At 75.5% G+C, this 19,448-nt stretch carries 21 protein-coding genes; 8 read left to right on the forward strand and 13 right to left on the reverse strand.

The features are described from left to right. The first annotated feature begins 4 nt into the window (after positions 1-4). Positions 5-304, forward strand: coding sequence for a DUF6510 family protein (locus tag ACU616_RS21620; protein ID WP_446760472.1), 300 nt, complete (start codon positions 5-7; stop codon positions 302-304). 182 nt (positions 305-486) lie between these two features. After that, positions 487-1,092, forward strand: coding sequence for a TetR/AcrR family transcriptional regulator (locus tag ACU616_RS21625; protein WP_446760473.1), 606 nt, complete (start codon positions 487-489; stop codon positions 1,090-1,092). Positions 1,093-1,154: 62 nt separating this feature from the next. Here ACU616_RS21625 and ACU616_RS21630 read toward each other — a convergent pair whose 3' ends face one another. Further along, entirely contained in the window at positions 1,155-3,923 is a 2,769-nt protein-coding gene (locus tag ACU616_RS21630) for a helix-turn-helix transcriptional regulator (protein ID WP_446760474.1), read from the reverse strand. A gap of 257 nt (positions 3,924-4,180) precedes the next feature. On the opposite strand from ACU616_RS21630, the gene ACU616_RS21635 reads away from it, so the two are divergent. Further along, positions 4,181-5,122, forward strand: coding sequence for a thioredoxin (locus ACU616_RS21635; RefSeq protein WP_446760475.1), 942 nt, complete (start codon positions 4,181-4,183; stop codon positions 5,120-5,122). Between the two features lie 114 nt (positions 5,123-5,236). Here ACU616_RS21635 and ACU616_RS21640 read toward each other — a convergent pair whose 3' ends face one another. Then, the gene (locus ACU616_RS21640) at positions 5,237-6,490 is read right to left on the reverse strand and encodes an epoxide hydrolase family protein (RefSeq protein ID WP_446760476.1); all 1,254 of its coding nucleotides are present in this window, start codon (positions 6,488-6,490) and stop codon (positions 5,237-5,239) included. A gap of 321 nt (positions 6,491-6,811) precedes the next feature. Here ACU616_RS21640 and ACU616_RS21645 point away from each other — a divergent pair, with 321 nt between their 5' ends. The 3 genes from ACU616_RS21645 (at position 6,812) to ACU616_RS21655 (ending at position 9,114) form a co-directional block, all read left to right on the forward strand. Beyond that, entirely contained in the window at positions 6,812-8,083 is a 1,272-nt protein-coding gene (locus ACU616_RS21645) for an epoxide hydrolase family protein (protein ID WP_446760477.1), read from the forward strand. Next, entirely contained in the window at positions 8,080-8,472 is a 393-nt protein-coding gene (locus ACU616_RS21650) for a cupin domain-containing protein (RefSeq protein WP_446760478.1), read from the forward strand. Before ACU616_RS21645 ends, ACU616_RS21650 begins: the two co-directional genes overlap by 4 nt. Before the next feature lie 294 nt (positions 8,473-8,766). Continuing rightward, positions 8,767-9,114: a DUF302 domain-containing protein gene (locus ACU616_RS21655; RefSeq protein WP_446760479.1), complete on the forward strand. Its 348-nt coding sequence runs from the start codon at positions 8,767-8,769 to the stop codon at positions 9,112-9,114. Between the two features lie 197 nt (positions 9,115-9,311). On the opposite strand, the gene ACU616_RS21660 is transcribed toward ACU616_RS21655, so the two are convergent. Together ACU616_RS21660 and ACU616_RS21665 are read right to left on the reverse strand one after the other, a co-directional pair. Continuing rightward, on the reverse strand, positions 9,312-10,031 hold the full coding sequence (locus ACU616_RS21660) for a hypothetical protein (RefSeq protein ID WP_446760480.1): 720 nt from the start codon (positions 10,029-10,031) through the stop codon (positions 9,312-9,314). A 94-nt stretch (positions 10,032-10,125) separates the two neighbouring features. Then, entirely contained in the window at positions 10,126-10,791 is a 666-nt protein-coding gene (locus tag ACU616_RS21665) for a DUF6875 domain-containing protein (RefSeq protein WP_446760481.1), read from the reverse strand. 521 nt (positions 10,792-11,312) lie between these two features. Between ACU616_RS21665 and ACU616_RS21670 the strand changes: the two genes are divergently transcribed. Beyond that, a complete protein-coding gene (locus tag ACU616_RS21670; protein ID WP_446760482.1) occupies positions 11,313-11,897 on the forward strand; it encodes a hypothetical protein in 585 nt (194 codons plus the stop codon). On the opposite strand, the gene ACU616_RS21675 is transcribed toward ACU616_RS21670, so the two are convergent. The 8 genes from ACU616_RS21675 to ACU616_RS21710 all read right to left on the reverse strand — a co-directional run bounded on the left by ACU616_RS21675 (position 11,861) and on the right by ACU616_RS21710 (position 17,810). Beyond that, positions 11,861-12,013, reverse strand: a complete 153-nt coding sequence (locus ACU616_RS21675; RefSeq protein ID WP_446760483.1) for a hypothetical protein — start codon at positions 12,011-12,013, stop codon at positions 11,861-11,863. The two genes, ACU616_RS21670 and ACU616_RS21675, sit on opposite strands and share 37 nt — an antisense overlap. A gap of 89 nt (positions 12,014-12,102) precedes the next feature. Next, a complete protein-coding gene (locus ACU616_RS21680; RefSeq protein WP_446760484.1) occupies positions 12,103-12,420 on the reverse strand; it encodes a carboxyltransferase domain-containing protein in 318 nt (105 codons plus the stop codon). 75 nt (positions 12,421-12,495) lie between these two features. Further along, positions 12,496-12,621 (reverse strand): LamB/YcsF family protein, encoded by a 126-nt coding sequence (locus ACU616_RS21685; RefSeq protein ID WP_446761512.1) that lies wholly within the window; start codon positions 12,619-12,621, stop codon positions 12,496-12,498. A gap of 141 nt (positions 12,622-12,762) precedes the next feature. Next, entirely contained in the window at positions 12,763-14,067 is a 1,305-nt protein-coding gene (locus tag ACU616_RS21690) for an MFS transporter (protein ID WP_446760485.1), read from the reverse strand. 602 nt (positions 14,068-14,669) lie between these two features. Beyond that, positions 14,670-15,506, reverse strand: coding sequence for an enoyl-CoA hydratase-related protein (locus tag ACU616_RS21695; protein WP_446760486.1), 837 nt, complete (start codon positions 15,504-15,506; stop codon positions 14,670-14,672). Continuing rightward, on the reverse strand, positions 15,503-16,213 hold the full coding sequence (locus ACU616_RS21700) for a hypothetical protein (protein ID WP_446760487.1): 711 nt from the start codon (positions 16,211-16,213) through the stop codon (positions 15,503-15,505). The genes ACU616_RS21695 and ACU616_RS21700 overlap by 4 nt, the downstream gene beginning before the upstream one ends. Positions 16,214-16,266: 53 nt before the next feature. Then, positions 16,267-17,034, reverse strand: coding sequence for an SDR family NAD(P)-dependent oxidoreductase (locus ACU616_RS21705; protein WP_446760488.1), 768 nt, complete (start codon positions 17,032-17,034; stop codon positions 16,267-16,269). Next, a complete protein-coding gene (locus tag ACU616_RS21710) occupies positions 17,031-17,810 on the reverse strand; it encodes a crotonase/enoyl-CoA hydratase family protein (protein ID WP_446760489.1) in 780 nt (259 codons plus the stop codon). Before ACU616_RS21710 ends, ACU616_RS21705 begins: the two co-directional genes overlap by 4 nt. Positions 17,811-17,839: 29 nt before the next feature. On the opposite strand from ACU616_RS21710, the gene ACU616_RS21715 reads away from it, so the two are divergent. After that, positions 17,840-18,238 carry a PGPGW domain-containing protein gene (locus tag ACU616_RS21715; protein WP_446760490.1) on the forward strand — a complete coding sequence of 133 codons (399 nt, stop codon included), beginning with the start codon at positions 17,840-17,842 and terminating at the stop codon, positions 18,236-18,238. 18 nt (positions 18,239-18,256) lie between these two features. On the opposite strand, the gene ACU616_RS21720 is transcribed toward ACU616_RS21715, so the two are convergent. Then, a complete protein-coding gene (locus ACU616_RS21720) occupies positions 18,257-19,399 on the reverse strand; it encodes an NAD(P)-binding domain-containing protein (RefSeq protein ID WP_446760491.1) in 1,143 nt (380 codons plus the stop codon). Positions 19,400-19,448: the final 49 nt, after the last annotated feature.

Here is a 19,448-nt window from a genome sequence, read left to right on the forward strand (position 1 = left end):
TGTCATGACCGAGGCCACGGAGCCGGCCGACCGCCGCCTGGACGGCAACGCTGCGGCCGGTGTGCTGGGCGAGGTCCTGGCGGTCGACCCGACCACGGCGGTCGTCACCTGCGCCTCCTGCGGGAACCCCGCGGCGCTCGGCGCCCACCTCGTGTACGCGGACGCCCCGGCGCTGGTGGTGCGGTGCCCCGGGTGCATGCAGGTGGTCCTGCGGTGCGCCTCCGACGCGGCCGGGGTGCGGCTGGAGATGACCGGTGTCCGGCTGCTGCGGACACCACCGACGGCCGCCTCCCTCGCTCCGTAGCGGCGCCCGGAGCGCCTGCACCCGAGCGCCGGCCGGCCGTGCCGCCGTGGCGGGCACGGCGCACGGGTCGGTCGACCGCGCGACGGCCCGGACGGAGGCCGGGGGCGGGTGGGCCACCGCCGGCGGTGCCACACTCCACCGCGCCCGTGATCGGTGCGGCGACGGGTGCGGATGGAGGCGGCATGGCCCCGAGCGGCCGCGACGGCGGCGGCGGGTCGCGGGAGCAGCGACGCTCCCGGATCGAGGAGGTCGCTCTGGAGCTCTTCCGGACCAGGGGGTTCGACCAGGTCACCGTGGAGGACGTCTGCACGGAGGCGGGCGTCGCCCCCGCGACCTTCTACCGCTGGTTCGGGACGAAGGAGGAGGTCGTCTTCGCCTACCAGGAGGACTTCACCGCGGCACTGGTCAGGGCGCTCGAGACCGGCGCGGCGGTGAGCGAGCCCGCCCGCCTGTCCGTCGTCCTCGAGGAGTTCGCCCGTTTCCTGGAGTCGCAGCAGGACCTGCTCGCCGTGCGGGACCAGATCGTCCTGGGGCAGCCGCGGCTCATGCAGCGCACCCTGGTGGTGCAGCGGGACCTCGAGGCGGTGCTGGCGCGCGGCCTGGCGGCGATGCGCGGCTCGTCCGAACCGGACGCCGCAGCCCTGCTGCAGGCCGGTGTGGGCATCGTCGTCCTGCGTGTCGCCGTGCGTTCCTGGCGGGCGGCGGGCGGGGGCTCGCTGCTGGAGGCCGTCCGAGGGGCCTTGGCGGGGCTGCAGGCGTTCGCGGCCGACGCGGCCCCACCGGGTTAGCGCCCGGGGGACCGGGCCGGGGTCCCGGCCGGGACCGGGCGCCGACCGGGGCGGTCCGGACCTCACAGGACGGCGTGGTCGCCGTCCTGCAGCGTCCGGCGCAGTTCCCGGCGACTGCTCACGCCCCGCTTGGTGAAGACCTTGCGGAGGTGCCACTCCACCGTCCGGGGGCTGATGAACAGCATCGCGCCGATCTCGGGGTTGGTGAACCCGCCGGCGGCGAGCCGCGCGATGTGGGCCTCCTGGGCGGTGAGCTCGGCGAAGGTCTCCACGCTGCGCCTGCGCGCGGTCTCACCGGTGGCGAGCAGCTCCCGGCGCGCCCGGTCGGCGAAGCCGCAGACCCCCATGGCGACCAGCTCGTCGTGGGCCGTCCGCAACTGCGCGCGGGCGTCGACCCGGCGACCGGCCCGCCGCAGCCACTCCCCGTACAGGAGCCGGGCGCGGGCGACCTCGACCCGGATGCGGGTGCGGCCGAGTCGCTCGATGCCCTCCCGGTGGAGCTGCTCGGCGGCGTCTCCCGCCGACAGCAGGGCGCGCCGGCTCGCCTCGATGCCCAGGGCCCAGTCGGTGCCGCTGGCCCGGGTCAGCGCGGACAGCTGCGCCAGCGCGGCGGTGGCGACCTCCGTGTCGCCGCAGCGGACCCCGGCCTCGACGAGCTCCGCCAGCGCCCCGCCCGGCGGGCCCAGCTCCAGCGGACCGGCCGCCGCCTCCGTCGCCGCCCGCACGGCGTCGCCGTAGCGGCCCAGCCCGTTGCAGAGGACCGCGCGGCCCCACTGCACCGTGGTCACGCCGACGCCCTCCCCCCGGGAGACGACGTCGGCCAGGCAGCGGCGGAACAGCGGCTCGGCCTGCTCGGCCTGACCCCGCAGGGCGAGCAGGCCCACCGCGCCGTAGGGCGCCAGGCTGCTCGTCGTCACGTCGGTCACCGACCGGGCCTCCTGCACGCAGGACTCGGCCGAGGCCAGGTCGCCGGCGAGGGCCTGGACGAGGGCGCGGGTGTTCAGCGCCAGGGGCAGCGCGCTCAGGGCGCCCGCCCCGCGGGTCTCGTCCAGGTGCCGGCGGGTGAGCACGTCCCAGCTCTCGTCGTCCCAGAGGGACGCTGCCGCGGCCGCGGCGAGCCAGGCGTACCGCAGGCCCTCGTCGACGGTCAGGTCCTCGGTGACGAACGCGCGCACCGCCCGCCGCAGGAGTGGCACGGCCGGCGCGTACCCCTCGGTGAACAGGACGGCGAGGCCGTCCAGCAGGACGTCGTCCTTGCGGGGTGCGTCCGGCCGGGGGGCCGCCCGCACGACCTCGGCCACCTCGCGGGCGGTCGGTCCGGCTGCGAGCCGCCCGGCGAACAGCGCGGCGGACAGTGCGTCGAGGTAGGTGTCCCGGGCCGTCACGGGGTCCAGGGGTTCGAGCCGGCGGGCCGCGGCGACCAGCAGGGGGAGCGCCTCGCTGCCGCGGTCGGCGACGAACGCGAGCTGCGCCCGCAGCAGGTCCGCGCGCGCCTGCCCCGCCCCGGCGAGCGGGCCGACCTCCGCCGTGGTGAGCAGCGCCGCCGCGTCGTCGAGCTGACCGGCGTGCAGCTTGGCCTGCGCGGCGTCGAGGGACCGGCGCACGCGCCGCCCGGGATCGGGGGTCAGGGCGGTGGCCTGCTCGAGGAAGGCGGCCGCCGCGGCCCACCCGCCGTGGGCCAGAGCACGCCCGGCGGACCGCTCCAGCTCGGCGGCGACCTCCTCGTCCGGGCCCACGACCGACCGGGACCGGTGCCAGGCCCGGCGGTCGGCGTCGACGTCGGGGTCGGTCGCCTCGGCCAGCGCGCCGTGCACGCCGCGCCGCTCCGCCGGCGTGGCCGACCGGTAGACCGCCGAGCGCACCAGCGGATGGCGGAACCGCACCCACTCGCCGAGCTCGATCAGGCCGGCCGCCTCGGCGGGCCGGGCCGCGTCGAACGTGATGCCGAGCCGCTCGGTGGCCCGCCGCAGCAGGCCCGGGTCGCCGACCGGTTCCGCGGCCGCGGTGAGCAGCAGCCGCCGGGAGGGCGCCGGCAGGGGAGCCGCCTGGCGGAGGAACCCCTGCTCGAGACGGTGGACCAGCGGCGTCGTCCTCCCTCCGGTGGCGCCCCCGAAGACCACCTCCGCCGAGGTCAGCCCACGCGGCAGCTCCAGGAGGGCCAGCGGGTTGCCGTGTGCCTCGGCGAGGATGCGGTCCTGGACCCGGAGGTCGAGGGTCCCGGTGACGGCCGACCGGAGCAGGGCCGCGGCGTCGCGCGGGCGCAGGCCGCCGACCGTGCACACCGGGAACCCGGCCATCACCGGGGTGTCGTCGGTCTCCCGGACGGCGACCACGACGGCCACCGGCTCGGCTCCCAGTCGGCGGGCGACGAACTCCAGCGTCTGCACCGTCGCGCGGTCGAGCCACTGGGCGTCGTCCACGACGCAGACCAGCGGTCGCTCCTCGGCCACCTCGGCGAGGAGGGTGAGCACGGCCAGGCCGACGAGGAAACGGTCCGGTGCGGTGCCCCGGCGGAGCATGAACGCGGTGGCCAGGGCCTCCTGCTGGGGTCCGGGCAGGTCCTCCAGCCGGTCCAGGAAGGGACCGCACAGCTGGTGGAGGCCGGCGAAGGGGAGCTCCGTCTCCGACTCCACGCCCGCGGCGCGCGCGACCGTGCAGCCCGCTGCCCGGGTGACGACGAAGTCGAGGAGCGCGGTCTTGCCGATGCCCGCCTCGCCGCGCAGGACGAGCACCTGGCTGTGCCCCGCCCTGGCCGCCGCGACCGTGCTGGTCAGCAGCTCGCACTCGCTGCGCCGCCCCAGCAGGCCCGGCCACGTCGCCGTACCGGACATGCGCACCGCCTCCCTGGGGGCGGGCCCGGCCGACCCGGCCGCGCCGGGGGACCCCCGGGGCGGTCACGCTAGGTCCGGGTGCAGGCCCGGCACATGCGTCATTCGACTCCGATGGCGGTCCCGGGCGGCTGCCGGGACCGGGCCGGCCGGCCGGCCCGGGCGGGCGGGGGAGACCAGGGCATCCGACGGGCGCGACCGGCGCCGCGGACCCGCAGCCTCCCTCCGTCAGCCCGACGCCCAGCCCCGGAGGTCCCGGCATGTCCGTGTTCGACCGCCTGCGCGTGCACCTGCCCCCGTTCGACGGGGCCACCGCGTGGATCAACTCCGGGCCACTGGACCCCGAGAGCCTCCGCGGATCGGTCGTCCTGGTGGACTTCTGGACGTTGACCTGCATCAACTGGCTGCGCACCGTGCCGTGGATCCGGGCCTGGTCGCGGGCCTACCGCGACGACGGCCTGGTCGTGGTCGGCGTCCACACGCCCGAGTTCTCCTTCGAGCACGACCTGGACCTGGTGCGCCAGGCGACGCGGGCGCGGGGGATCGACCACCCGGTCGTCGTCGACAACGGCTACGCCGTCTGGAGCGCCTTCGACAACCACTACTGGCCGGCGCTGTACTTCGTCGACCGGGACGGCGTCATCCGCGACGAGCACTTCGGCGAGGGGCGCTACGAGGAGTCCGAACGGGTCCTCCAGCGGCTCCTCGGGGTGCAGCGGGCACCGGTCGCCGTCGCGGGGCAGGGCGTGGAGCAGGAGGCCGACTGGTCCTCCCTGCGCACGCCGGAGACCTACCTGGGCTCCGCTCGTGGCGCGGCTCCCGCCGTGCCGGTGGACGGCGTCCACCAGCTGCCGCGGCGGCTGCGACCCGGCTCCTGGGCGCTGCAGGGCCGCTGGGCGGTCGACGCCGAGAAGGTCGCGCTGCGGGAGCCCGGTGGCAGCATCGCGATCCGGTTCTCCGCGCGCGACGCCCACCTCGTGCTCGCCGGCGCCGGTCGGGCGCCCATCCCCTTCACCGTGCGCCTCGACGGCGCGGCGCCGGGCTCGGCGCACGGGGTCGACGTCGACGAGCGGGGCGACGGCGTGCTCCGGGAGGGGCGCCTGTACCAGCTCGTCCGGCAGCGCGACGGGGTCCGTGAGCGACAGCTGCAGATCACCTTCTCCGAACCCGGCGCCGAGGCCTACTGCTTCACCTTCGGATAGCCGCGGGACCGGCCGGGTCAGCAGCCGGGGAGGCGTTCGGTGACTCCTGCTGCCGGTGACTCCTGCTGCTGACTCCTGCTGCGCCCAGCCGTTGCCGTCCGGGGACGCGGGCGTTCAGCGACGCGGTTCGGGGATCCGCGGCCGGCGCTGTGACCGGAAGGCGGCCCGGACCTCGCTGGTGAACAGCTCGGGTTCCTCCCAGGCGGCGAAGTGCCCACCCCGCTCGACCTCGGAGAAGTAGCCGAGCGTGGGGTAGCTCTGCTCGGCCCAGGTGCGCGGGGTGCGCCAGATCTCGCCCGGGAACGTGGTGAACCCGACCGGGACCGTGACGGGCGGAGGCGCCTGGCCGGCGGCAGCCGCGGCCGCGGGAGCGTCGGGTCCGTAGCTCTCCCAGTACGACCGGGCCGCCGACGCCCCGGTGCCGGTCAGCCAGTACACCGTGATGTTGTCGAGGACGTGGTCGCGGGTCAGGTTGCCCACCGGCTGCCCGTCGACGAAGGCGCGCGACATCTTGTAGTAGGAGTCCGTGTCGTGGTCGAGCACCCAGGCGGCCAGGGCCACGGGGGAGTCCAGCAGGCCGTAGCCGATCGTCTGCGGCCGGGTGGCCTGCTCGAGGAAGTAGGCGAAGCCGCTCGACCGGAACGTGCCGATCGCCTCCAGGGCCGCGCGCTCCGCGTCCGTGTCGCCGGGCAGCGAGCTGCCGAGCGCGGTCACGAGCAGGTTCAGGTGGATCGCGAGCAGCCCCTCGGGCGCCTGGCGACCCAGGGCGTCGGTCACGCCGGCACCCACGTCGCCACCCTGGGCGACGTAGCGGGTGTAGCCGAGGCGGCGCATCAGCTCCGCCCAGGCCCGCGCGACCCGGCCGACGTCCCACCCGACCTCCCGCGGCTCGGCGGAGAAGCCGTACCCGGGGAGGGAGGGCAGCACCAGGTGGAAGGCGTCCTCGGCCCGACCGCCGTGCGCGGTGGGATCGGTGAGCGGGCCGATGGTCTCCAGCAGCTCGACGACCGAGCCGGGCCAGCCGTGCGTCATGACCAGCGGCAGGGCGTCCTCGTGGGGGGACCGCACGTGCAGGAAGTGCACGTCCACGCCGTCGATCTCGGTCGTGAACTGCGGGAACGCGTTGAGCCGCGCCTCGCAGCGGCGCCAGTCGTAGCCCTCCACCCAGTACCGGGCGAGCGCCTGCACGGTCGCCAGCTGCACCCCCTGCGACCGGTCGGCCACCAGCTCCCGGGTCGGCCAGCGCGTCGCCGCGACGCGCCGGCGCAGATCGGTCAGCGCCTCCTCCGGTACGTCGATCCGGAAGGGGCGGACGGCGGTGCCGCGCTCGTCGGCAGCGGTCGTCGTCGGGGCGGTCGACGCGGACATCGGTACCTCCTGGCACTCGGGCGCTCGCCGTCGGGCGAACGGTCGGGAGGGGACTGCGGGAGGACGACCCTCGCCGGGCACTCCCGCCCTTCGCACCAGGGACACCCACGGGCGGGTGCCTGGCCGCGTGCCGGGGTGGTCGGGTCCCGCCGCTGCCGGCCGGCCGTCCCCGGGCACCAGGGGGAGCACCAGGGAGAAGCACGGGGGCGACGAGCGCGCCCCGCGGCCAGCGTGGGCACGCGTCGCGGAGCTCCCCCGCCGGCCCCGCCGGGGACGGACACCGCTGCTGAGTCGCCGGTCCGAGACCGCCAGGAGGAACGGATGTCCGCGCCCACCGCCCCGGCCCCGCCGTCCGTCGCACCCGACGACGCCCGGGCGATCCGCCCGTTCCGCTTCCAGGCCTCGGAGGAGGCACTGGCGGACCTGCGCAGGCGGCTGGAGGCGACGGTCTGGCCGGAGCGCGAGACGGTCGGGGACACCTCGCAGGGCGTGCCCCTGGAGCTGGTGCAGGAGCTCACGCGCTACTGGGCCGACGGCTACGACTGGCGCCGGTGCGAGGCCCGGCTGCACGCGCTGCCCCAGTTCGTCACCGAGATCGACGGGCTGGACATCCACTTCCTCCACGTCCGCTCGCGGCACGAGGACGCCCTGCCGCTGGTCGTCAACCACGGGTGGCCGGGGTCGGTCGTCGAGCAGCTGAAGATCATCGAGCCGCTGGTGGACCCGACGGCGCACGGCGGCAGCGCGGCCGACGCCTTCCACGTCGTCATCCCCTCGATGCCCGGGTACGGGTTCTCCGGCAAGCCGACGAGCACCGGCTGGGGTCCCGAGCGCATGGGCCGCGCCTGGGACGAGCTGATGGGCCGGCTGGAGTACACCGGCTACGTCGCCCAGGGCGGGGACTGGGGCGCCTTCGTCGTCGACCTCATGGGGGTGCAGCCGCCTCCGGGACTGCTCGGGATCCACACCAACTACGCCGGCAGCGTGCCCGCCGACGTCTACCGGGCCCTGCTGGCCGGGGAGCCCCCGCCCTCCGGGCTCTCGGCCGGGGAACGGCGCGCGTACGAGCAGCTGGCCACGACCCTGACGCGCGTGGCCTACGCCAAGTACATGGCGGCGCGTCCGCAGACGCTGTACGGCATCGCGGACTCGCCGGTCGGCCTGGCCGCCTGGCTGCTCGACCACGACGACGCCGGTGGCCAGCCCGCCGCAGCGGTCGTGGAGGCCGTGCACCGGACGACGACCACCACCGGCGAGCTCACGCGCGACGACCTCCTCGACAACATCACGCTCTACTGGCTGACCGGTACGGGCGTCTCCGCGTCCCGGCTCTACTGGGAGTACCGGGGCGGCTTCTGGGACGCCAAGGGCGTCTCCGTCCCGGCGGCGGTGAGCGTCTTCCCCGGCGAGGCGTACCAGGCCCCCCGGAGCTGGGTCGAGCGGGCCTATCCGCAGCTCGTCCACTACAACGAGCTGGACAGGGGCGGGCACTTCGCGGCCTGGGAGCAGCCGCAGCTGTTCGCCGAGGAACTGCGCGCCGGCTTCCGGTCGCTGCGCGGGTCCCCGGTCCCCGCACCGCGCGGCCGGTCGTGACCACCGGAGCCGGGACCGGCGTGCAGCCGCCGGACGCCCTCGCGGGGACCCTGCGGCGCACCGAGCTGCAGCGCAGCCGGTTCTCGGTCCCGGGCCGGGAGATCGTCCAGGTCCTGACCGAGATCCCGGAGGGCGTCGAGTCCGGCTGGCACACCCACCCGGGCGAGGAGGTCGGCTACATCGCGGCGGGAACGGTCGAGGTGCTCGTCGCCGGCCGCCCCCCGCGGACGCTGCACGCCGGTGAGGGCTTCCTCGTCCCGCCGGGCACCCCGCACAACGCCCGCGACCTCGGTCCGGGGACCGGCCGCATGCTGTCGACCTACCTCGTGGAGATCGGCGAGCCGCTGGTCACGCTGGTGGCCCCGGAGCGGGACGGCGGAGCCGGGTGACCGGTGCCCGCAGCCACCCTCCTGCGGCCGGGACCGCCCCTCACAGCAGTCCTCGGTGCCGGACGGCGTCGTCGTCCACCGACCCGCGGGGAGCCGACGCGATGCCCACCACCGTCCTCCGCCACGGCGCCTCGCACGTGGTCGGCACGTCCCACCCGGCCGAGACGGTGCAGGTCACCGGCGAGGCCGTCACGGCAGGCGCACCGGTCGGTGCCTGACCACCACGCCGCGACGGAGCCCCCCGCGTCCGACGGGTTCCGGGTCCGTGCGGTCCCCGGGGAGGTCGCCTCGGTCGTGGAGCGGCTGACCCGGGCCCTGCGGAGGCGAGGGGTCGAGCTCTTCGCGACCATCGACCACGCGGCGGGAGCTCGCGCGGCGGGGCTCGAGCTGGACGACGAGGTCCTCCTCGTGCTCGGCGACCCGGCGGTCGGGACGCCGCTCATGCAGGCCGACCCGCGGTGCGGGCTCGACCTCCCCCTGCGGGTCCTCGTGTGGTCCGACGGCGCGGCCACGTGGCTGGCGTTCCAGGACCCCGCGCTGCTGGCCGAGCGGTACGCCGTGGGATCCGGGCGACCGACGCTGGACAGGATGCGCGGGCTGCTCGAGGGGCTGGCCGAGGAGCTCGGCGCACCCCGGCGCTGAGGACCCCGTCGGCTCCGGGCCGCGGGCGCGCCCTGCGCCCGGGGAACCTGGCGAGCGCGCCGTCCCCTCGGTCCGATCGCCGACCCGGGGACGGTGCGGGTGCTGGTGGAGCCGGCAGGTCACGGCAGCCGGTCCTCGCCGTCCAGCAGGCGGCCAGCCCGTGTCCCCGGGCACGCGCTCGACCGACGTCCGGGGCGTCACGGCTGGCCCTGCGGCCCGAAGACAGCGCCCCAGACCTGTGTCGCCGGCAGCGTCCCCTCGCCGGTGCGGTACCGCAGGTGGCGGAGCTGCATCTGCAGCGGCTCACCGCCGGCGACCTCGTGGCACGGCAGGTGCATCGCGAACGGGCGGTCGAAGTCGCTGGTCGCCGCGTTGACGATGGCGAACCACCCCGGCGTCGTGTCCCCCGGGACGGGCTGGACGATCCACACCGTCGTGCCCGGGACGTCACACGGCTGCAGCGTGAGCCCCTCGCCCTGGACGACGCGCGCCACGCCCACGCACATGCCCGTCTCCACCCCGAACGGCGCGTATCTCTGCTGCACGGCGTTCAAGGGGCCGTAGTGGGCGTTCGCCTCGGCGGACACCATCCCGTCCGCGTAGAAGTCGGCGACCGTGCCCCCGCCCGGAGCCGTGCCGGGTCGGAAGTCCTCCGCCGGGTCGGTGCCGCTGACCGGCGCCAGGCCGACCGGCTGCCCGGGTCGCGCCGCGCCTCCGTCGAGGACGGCCTCGACGAAGCCGACGTCGGCGTGGGTGCCCAGTGCGCTGCTGAAGACGGAGATGCAGCCCGGGCCGCACTCGGCGGTGGCCGCGTCCGCGGGAGGGGCCACCGCGCTCACGGCGCCGGCCACCGCCACCGTCGCCGCGACGGCCAGCACCCTCCTGCGTGACGGCACCGGGGTCGACCGTGGGGTCATCACGAGCTCCTCTCGCACAGCCCGGCGGACCGCTCGCTGACGGCGGGGAACGTCCTGGGCGGGACGGCGCGACGCGTCTGCGGCGAGGCGCCGGTCATCCGGGCGTCACGCGCCACGGCAGGCGGCGCAGTTCCCCCGCGAGGGCGTGGACGGCGGACTCCCCGAAGCGACGCGCGTACAGGCGGAACCAGCTCTCGTCGTCCAGGAAGAACTCCCAGTCCTCCACGACCCCGTGCCGCACGAACACGAACGGCACGGGCGATCGGAACGGCCGGAAACGGGAGTTGTGGATCGCGGGCCCGTCGTGACCGTCGTAGAACGGCCCGAACACGATCCCGTCCTCCACGTACGACGGGACGGCGAGTTGCTGCAGGACGTCGGCGAAGAGCTCGCGTGCACGACCTGCGGACAGGTCCGTGAACACGACGATGATCGCCGCGTGGCCGGCGTCCTCGCCGCCGGCGGGCTGAGCCTCCAGGAACCGCCTCCGATAGCCCGTCATGAGCTCGACGACGTCTTGCACGGTCGCGGCACCGACCCGCTCGGGAGCGAACCAGAGCTTCCGGCGCTCCAGGGCCCCCGGCACGAAGGGACAGACGGGCCCGGCCCGCCCGAGGTCCTGGTGGGGCTCGACCACGTAACTCCTGACCCAGCTCGCCACCGCGCGCAGCGCGGTCAGGTCGTTCTCCGCGAGCCCGCTGGTCGGGCCGACGTCGTCGAGCTCGTCGACGAGGAAGAGGGTGGCGGTCTGTGTCGGCATGGCTTCTCCCGAGGAGCCGTGGGGAGGGTCGGGGTGGGGCCCGTGCGGCCCGGCCGTGTGGTGCGTGGGTCGCCGCGAGACCCGGTGGGCCCGTCGTCGCCGACCACGCGGTGTGCGCCGCGCCCGCCGCGGACCACGGGTCGGTGGGGCTCACCCGGGGACGTGGTGGAGCCCGTGGTGGCGCCACGAACGGTGGTCGTCACCGGTGCCCGTCGCACCCGGCAGAGGCCCCGGTGCACTCCCTGGCGCCCCCCGGAGTCCAGGTCGCGTCATGGGCTCCGTCGGGTCGACGCCCTCGTCGAGCTGGTCCGTCGGACTGGGCCTGCGCCCAGCCCGCGGTCGCCGATGTCGACGGGGTTCGCCGGGTCGTCGCCGACCGTCGTCGGGACGGCGGCGCAGCGGCTGCCTCCCACCGCGGAGATCCGGCGACACCCCGGCCGGCACAGGACTGCCGCGCCGGGAGCCCGCCACCGGAGCCCGGTCGGCGGTTAGCGTGGGACGCAGCCGTTCCGGGGATCGCCATGCGCCGCACCGTTCTGCTCGCTGCCTGCCTCACCGTGCTCGCCGGTTGCGGTCCTGGGAGCGACGACGCCGCGCCAGGCGAGGTCGCCACCACCCCGGCGCCCGTCGCGGACGTGGGGGACACCGTTCCGTTCACCGACCAGGTGGGCAGCCCGGCCACCATCACCCTCGACGGGGTCCGCCGCACCCATGGGGCGGACAGTTCCCGGCTCGTCGTCGACGTCGACGTCGACGTCACCGCCGCCGGCGACGCCGTGCCCGTGGACCCGCTGCGCCTCCGGGCGCAGACCGTGGAGGGTCCCACCGTCGACCCCGGGGACGGCGCGATCGGTCGTCCGGTGGAGGACGGGATCGCCTTCGACGTCCCGGAGGGCGAGGTGCTGATCTCCTACCTCGACCCGGACGGGGAGGTCCTGGCGGCGTTCCGGATCGACCCGGCGAGTCAGGTGCCCGCGGACGACGAGGTCGACTACCCGCCCTTCAGTTGCGACATGGGCGTGGACGGCATCCCCGTCTGCGAGGGCGACGTCCCCGACTCGGTCGGTGTCTACCGGACGCCCGACGGCGTCCTGGTCGGCGACTGACAGTGCTGCCGGGCAGGCGTCGGATGCGAGCGGACGCGCGGGCCGGGGACCAGTTGCGCGCACGGGTCGACATCGGCGTCCCGGACGTACCCGAGGACGGGGTAGCCGCCGGTCACGGGATGATCGCGAGGAACTGGACCGGTCTTCCGACGGCGGTGTCTGCAGTGCGCCGCGCACCATGCCCTCGCTCTTCAGTTCGCCCTGCTCAGCCCGCTCGAGCTGCGCGCCGTCGAGACGGAGTGCGATCCGGTTGTTCGTCGTCGGTGACCGCGTACGGCCGACCGGTCAGCGTCGTCCACGCCCGGGGGTGGACCAGTCGAGGCGGGGCCCGGTGTCGAGGACGGTCGCGGCGCTCGCCATGACCGTCCCACGTCGGAGAACCGGACCCGGTTGCCCGGCCGCAGCAGCGCTGCGGGGTCGCGGGACAGGTCCCGGGAGCGAACCCGCAGAACCCCACGGTCCACTCGCTCCGGGTGTGACGTCGCACGATCTCGGCCTGGGGCCGGCCGACGAGCTCGGCCACGTCCGCGAGGTCGGCACCGTCGTAGGTGACCGGGATGTCGACGGCCCCCGGCGGTGCGGTGATGAGGGCGGAGTGTCATGCGCTCTGCCCGCGCGCAGACACGCCGCATGATCGAGGCGTCACCATGATCGAGGGGTTCCCGGCGTGGTGGCCGCACGCGGCGTTGGCGCTGGTCACGACCTTCGAGCAGTGCGTCGTCATCACCCAGCGTCCAGCGGCCGAAACCCTCACCCGGGTCGGAGTCCGGATCCACCGGACGGAACACCCCTCGGGAGGCCGGATCGATCAGCGGGAGCGGGGAACCGGTCGCCGAGGACGCCGCCGTGGCCTCGCGGTCGGTGGTCAGGCAGCGCGGTCACCGGTCCTCCCGGTGTTCGCGGTGGCCGGGTCGGCGTGCAGGTCCATCCGCGCGGTCTCCGGGGCCAGGAAGACGCAGACGGTCGTGAGGACGAGGACGACGACCACGTACAGGGAGACGGCCAGGGAGGTGTCGTAGCGATCGAGCAGGGCCACGGAGACGATGGGGGCCAGGGCTCCGCCCAGGATCCCGGCCAGCTGGTACCCCATCGAGGCGCCGGTGTAGCGGACCCGGGTCGGGAACAGTTCAGCGATGAAGGACGCCTGCGGGCCGTACATCGCGGCGTGGAAGAAGAGCGCGATCGCCGTCGCGAGGACGATCAGTGCGAAGCGGCCGGTGTCCAGCAGGGCGAAGAACACGAAGACCCAGATCGCGGCTCCGACTGCGCCGAAGAGGTAGACCGGCCGGCGTCCGAACCTGTCCGACAGGACCCCGAACCAGGGGATGAGGAACACCTGCACCGCGGCGGCGATCAGGACCGCGTTGAGGGCGTAGGTGCTCGGCAGCTCCAGGTAGGTCGCCACGTACGTCGTGATGAACAAGATGAAGGTGTAGAACGCGACGTCGACCCCGACCCGCGCCCCGATGGCGAGCAGCACCCGCGACGGGTACCGGCGCAGCACGTCGACGATCGGCGCCTCCGCCTTGGCGTCGTGCTCCACGACCTCGCGGAACAGCGGACTCTCGGCGATCGTCATCCGGATCCACAGCCCCACGAGGACCAGGACACCGCTGAGCAGGAACGGGATCCGCCACCCCCAGCCGACGAAGGCCGAGTCGGACGTGACTGCCCCCATCAGTGACAGCACCCCGTTGGCCAGGAGCAGCCCGATCGGCACCCCGACCTGGGGCCAGCTGGCGTTCAGCCCGCGCCGGTGCGCGGAGCCGGACTCGAGCGTCATCAGCACCGCACCACCCCACTCCCCGCCGAGGCCCAGCCCCTGCAGGAAGCGCAGCGTCACCAGCAGGATCGGGGCCCACACACCGATGGACCCGTACGTGGGCAGCACGCCGATCAGGAAGGTGCCCACACCCATGATCAGCAACGTCACGACCAGCACGTTCTTGCGGCCGAGCTTGTCGCCGTAGTGGCCGAAGACCACCCCGCCCAGCGGCCGTGCCACGAAACCGACTGCGTACGTCGTGAACGCGAGCAGGGTGCCGACCAGCGGGGCGAAGTCAGGGAAGAAGACCTTGTTGAACACCAGGGCGGCAGCCGTGCCGTAGATGAAGAAGTCGTACCACTCCAGCGACGTCCCGACGAGGCTGGCCACGATGACGCGACGCACGGATGAGACCTGGGTGGACTCGGGAGGGCGTGGCATCGAAGCTCCTCGTGACCGATTCCGGTCGGTTCTGATCCAGCACAGACCCGACCACGTCCCTGCGCAACAGGAACCGACTCACGGCGTCGCGCCGAGGGGTGCGGTGCGCCGCAGAGCCGACCGTCCACCCGTACGTGCACCGTGACGGGGGGCACCAGGCGGCGATCCGTCGCCGCACCGTTCGAGGGTGCAGCCGAGGCGGGGAGTTCCACACGAGCATCACGGGGACCTCTGACGGTCTCCAGCTCCGAGGCGCCCATGAGCGCCGCGCCGTCCCCCAGCGGGTGCCCGTCGGGCCCGAAGTGGTGGGCCTCGGCTCCGTAGGCGGCGTCGTCGTACACGACGACCACCATGGGCAGACCGAGCCGGACCGCCGTGCGCTTCCCCGAGAGCGACTTCGCGGCGATCGCCCGCGGCCACGGGTTCACGGCCGTTCCCGACCGGGAGCCCGGGGACCTGGCGGCGGTGGGGGAGCGGCTCGCCGGCCCCCGCGGCACCCCGCTGCTCGTCGACGCGGAGGTGGCCCGGGACCGGCCGTCGTGGTGGCTGGAGGAGGCGTTCCGCGGTCACGGACCGCCGGTTCTGCCTCCTCCGGCGCCGGTGCCGAAGACCGGCTCCCGCTTCTCGACGAAGGCGCGCGCGGCCTCGGCGTGGTCGGCGGTGGCGAAGGTCGCGAGGTGGTGGGTCACCTCGACGTCCATGTACTCGTCGAGCGGGGCGGTGAGCGCCAGCGCGACGTTCTCCTTCATCGACGCCAGTGCCGCGCGCGGCCCGTGCGCCAGCCGGCGCGCCACCGCCAGCGCCTCGCCGTCGAGGGCCTCCGGCGGCAGCACGGCGTTGACCAGGCCCAGCCGCAGGGCGTCGTCGGCCGACAGCCGCGGCGAGAGGTACAGCAGCTCTCGGGCGCGGGCCGGGCCCACGAGGCGCACGAGGAACCACGCGCTGCCGTAGTCGCCGGCGAGCGCGACACGGGCGAACGCCGTGGTCAGCACGGCGGAGGACGCCGCGTAGCGCAGGTCGCACGCCAGCGCGAGCGACAGGCCCGCCCCCGCGGTGGCCCCGGGCAGCACCGCCACGGTCGGCTTGGCCATCCGCCACAGGCGTCCGCTGGTGGCGCGCTGGTTCGCGCGCTGCACCCGCTCCGCCGACGCACCGGGCGCGCCGGGGGAGCGCTCGGCGAAGCCCTTGACGTCGCCGCCCGCGCAGAACGCGCCGCCCGCGCCGGTCAGCACCACGGCACCGACCGCGTCGTCGGCCTCGACCCGCGCGAGCGTCGTGCCGAGGGCGGTGAGCATCGGCGTGGACAGCGCGTTGCGGCGCTCCGGGCGGTTGAGCGTGAGCACGGCGACGCCGTCCTCGACGCGGGCGAGCAGGTGCTCGGTGCCGGTCTCGATGTCGGTCACGTCTCCTCCTCCAGCGGGACGACCTGGACGTGCACGCCGCCGACGTCGGCCGTGTCGGGCCGGGCCCCGGGCAGCGCGAGCCGTGCCGCGGTCACGGCGGCGACGTCGCCCGCGCCGGCGACGAAGGACAGGGACTGGCGGCCGCCGTCGAGTCCCAGCCCGCCGCCGACCGCCGGGACGTCCAGCAGCGCGGCCCAGCGCCGGGCCACCTCGTCCGGGTCGGGGACGGCGACGGTGACCTCGCGCAGTCCACCGGCGCAGGACGGGCTGCGACCGGTCCAGGCCGGACCCGCCCACCGCCACGACCCGGCCGGGTCGACGGCGTCAAGGGCGAGGAGCACGCCGCCGGTGTCCCGCGGGTGCAGGTGCACGTCGACGACGTCGGGCAGCTCGACGCGGTGCACCTCGCGCACGGCCAGCGCCGCGAGGCGGTCGGGCGCGGTGAGTGCCGCCGGCCCGTCGACCACCAGCACGTAGCCGCCGTCGCCGCCGTTCCGCGCGAGCCACCGCCCGGCCGCCGTGCCGGGCGCCGAGGGCGACACCACCTCGACGAAGTCGCAGCCCGCGGCGAGGACGGCGTTGGTCAGGCCGAAGCGCCCGACATCGGGGTCGCGGTGCGGTGCGGCGGCGCCGAGGAGCTCCCGCAGCGCCCGCTCCACCGGTGCCAGCTGCTGCGCGGCGAGCACGAGCTGGCGCAGGCGGAACACCCGCCCAGTCCAGCACGCGGGGCGACGACGTGCCGACCCGCGGCGGACGTCGGTCAGAAGACCGCGTAGCCGCCGTCGACCAGGACCGTGGTGCCGGTCTGGTAGCTCGACGCGTGGGCGGCGAGGTAGACGGCGACGCCGCCGAACTCCTCGGGCCGGCCCCAGCGGCCCATCGGCACGCGGGAGATGACCCGGTCGGTGAAGACCTGCGAGGACTGCGCGGCGGCGGTCATGTCGGTGGCGGTCCAGCCGGGCAGGACGCCGTTGACGCGGATGCCGTGCCGGGCCAGTTCCACGGCGGCGGAGCGCACGAACGCGGTCAGGCCGGCCTTGCTCGCCCCGTAGGCGTGGTTGCGGGCGGTGCCGCTGATGGCGGCCAGGCTGGCCACCGCGATGACCGAGCCGCCGGTGCCCTGCTCGACGAGCACCCGGGCGGTCTCGCGGAGCGTCCAGAAGGCGCCGTCGAGGTTGGTGGCCATCACGGTCCGGTAGTCGGCCGCCGTGGTGTCGATCAGGGGTTTCAGCGGCACGCCGAGCCCGGCGTTGACCACGACCACGTCGAGGCCGCCGAGGAGCGCCACCGTCTCCCGCACGCCCTCGGCGACGGCCGCCTCGTCGGACACGTCGACCTGCTGGGCGTGCGCCACGGCGCCGGCGGCGGTGAGCTCCTCGGCCGCGGCGCGCACCCTCTCGGCCCGCCGTCCCCACAGCGCCAGCGACGCCCCGTGGTCGGCGAGCGCCCGGGCCATGGCCAGACCGATGCCGGACCCGCCGCCGGTCACCAGCGCGCGACGGCCGGTCAGGTCGAACAGGGCGCTCACGACAGCCGCCGCCGGACGACCGCGGCCTGCTCCGGGGAGCCGATGAGCGCGCCGATCTCGTCCTGCTCGGCCTGCAGCCCCTCGGCCAGCGGCACCCGCCCGGCGAGCTCGATCAGCCGCTTCGTCGCCCGGGTGGCGCTGCGGCTGTGCCCGGCGATCTGAGCCGCCAGGGCGAGCGCCTCGGCCCGCGGGTCGGCCGCCTCGCGGGTGGCCAGGCCCAGCCGCGCCGCCTCGCTGCCGCTGACCCTGCGCCCGGTGAGCGCCAGCTCCTTGGCCACGTCGCGGCCGACCAGCTCGGGCAGCAGCTGGGTACCGCACATGTCGGGCACCAGGCCCCACTGGACCTCCATCACCGACAGCTGGGCGTCGGGCGCGACGAGCCGGATGTCGGCGCCGAGTGCGATCTGCAGGCCGCCGCCGAAGGCGAACCCGTGCACCGCGGCGATCACCGGGGCGCGCACCAGCGACCACACGTGCACGGCCTGCTGGCCCAGCGCACGGGCCGCGCCGAGCGGCTCCCGGGGGACGACGACCCGGGTGCCCTCGGCCATCGCGGCGAACGAGCCGAAGTCCAGCCCGGCGCAGAACGCCCGGCCAGCGCCGGTGAGCACGACCGCGCCGACGTCGTCGCGGTCGACGAGCGCGGTATCGACGGCGACCAGCGCCTCGAACATCGCCGGATCCAGGGCGTTGAGCTTCTCCGGCCGGTCCAGCCGGACGGTCGCCACGCCGTCGGCCACCTCGAGCGCCACCCGGCGCGAGACGTCGTCGTCCACCGGCCCTGTCTAGGGTCCGGCCGACACGGGTGTCAACGACACGACGACCAGGCCGGCCGCTCCGCAGGCCTCCTCGACGGTCGACCGGTCGCGGCGGGACGCACGCCGTCCTGACGGCCTCAGGGCCCCGCGCCCCTCGGGCGCCGCTCGCTGCGCGCGGTGGTCAGCCGCGTCGGGGTGGCGGTGGTCGGAGGCTGATCGTCCTGGTCGGCCTGCTCCTCGTGCCGCTGCCCGGTCCGGGCTGGCCCGTGGTCGTCGTCGGCCTGTCCTTCCTCGGCCGGGAGTTCCCGTGGACGGCGCGGCTGTCGACCTGGGCACAGCGACGTGTGCGCGAGGCGGTGCGGTGGTCCCGACGCCGCGGCCGCCCTGCGAGCGCGACCTCCGGCGCGGGCGGGCGCAGCGCGGAGGCCGTTGCCGTCGGGCGGTGAGCCCGAGCGCACCAGCGCTCACGCTGGACCGGGAGCGCCGTTCAGCCGGCGGATGAGTGCGGCGACGGCGCGTCGGCCCGCTCGGTTGGCCCCCACCGTCGACTGCGACGGCCCGTAGCCGACGAGGTGGACGCGCGGCTCCGCGGTCACCTGCGTCCCGGTGACCTGGATGCCGCCGAACTCGTTGCGCAGCGCGAGCGGGTCGAGGTGCGCGAGCGAGGGCTGGAAGCCGGTGGCCCAGACGATCGCGTCCAACGGCGTGAGCGATCCGTCTGCCTCCCTGACCCCGTCCGGGTCGACGGCGGTGAACATGGGCCGCCGCTCCAGGGCGCCGCGCGCCTGCGCCGCCAGGGCGTACGGGGTCCAGGCGAGGCCGATGTAGGAGACGATGCTCCCGATCGGGCGGCCGGCCTCGACGTCGGCGGCGACGTGGTCGACGAGCTCGACCCGGTTCGCCTCGTCGTTCAGCAGGTCGTCGCGGAACACCGGCGGGCGGCGGGTGTACCAGCGGGTCGCCGCCACCTCCGAGATCTCCGACAGCTGCTGCAGCGCGGAGATGCCGGCCCCGACGACGGCGACACGCATCCCGGCGGAGTCCGCCGCGGACACGTAGTCCCGCGTGTGCACCTGCACGCCGGCGAACGTCTCCTGCCCCGGGTAGGCCGGGCGCAGGGGGTTGTCCCAGGTGCCGGTGGCGTTGACCAGCGCTCGCGAGACCCAGGTGCCCGCGCTCGTCCGCAGGACGAGGTCGCCGTCCGGGTCGTCGTCGTCGCGGTGCACCGCCAGCACCCGCACGGGCCGCTCGACCGCGAGCGCGATGTGCCTCTCGAACGCCGCGAAGTAGCGGGGGACGGCGGTCCGGCTCGGCTCGTCCGGGTCGACGGCGGGTGCGGGGAACCCGGGCAGGTCGAAGATCCCGTTGACGGTGGTCATCGTCAGGCTCTCCCACCGGTGCCGCCACGCGCCGCCTGGCGCGGGCTCGGCATCCAGGACCACGTAGCTCCGGTCGGCCTGCGGCTGCTCGAGCGCGCTGGCGAAGCCCCGGCGCTGCAGGTGGTAGCCGGCCGACAGCCCGGCCTGCCCGCCACCGACGACGACGACCGTCGCGGCCCGGTCCGGCCCAGGCCGGACCGGCTCGGAGGGGCTCGCGCTGGTCGACACGGGCGGAGCGTCCCAGCCGGTGCGCCGGGGAGCGTGCACGCCCCCGTCG

It is taken from the genome of Geodermatophilus sp. URMC 62 (genome assembly GCF_052931475.1).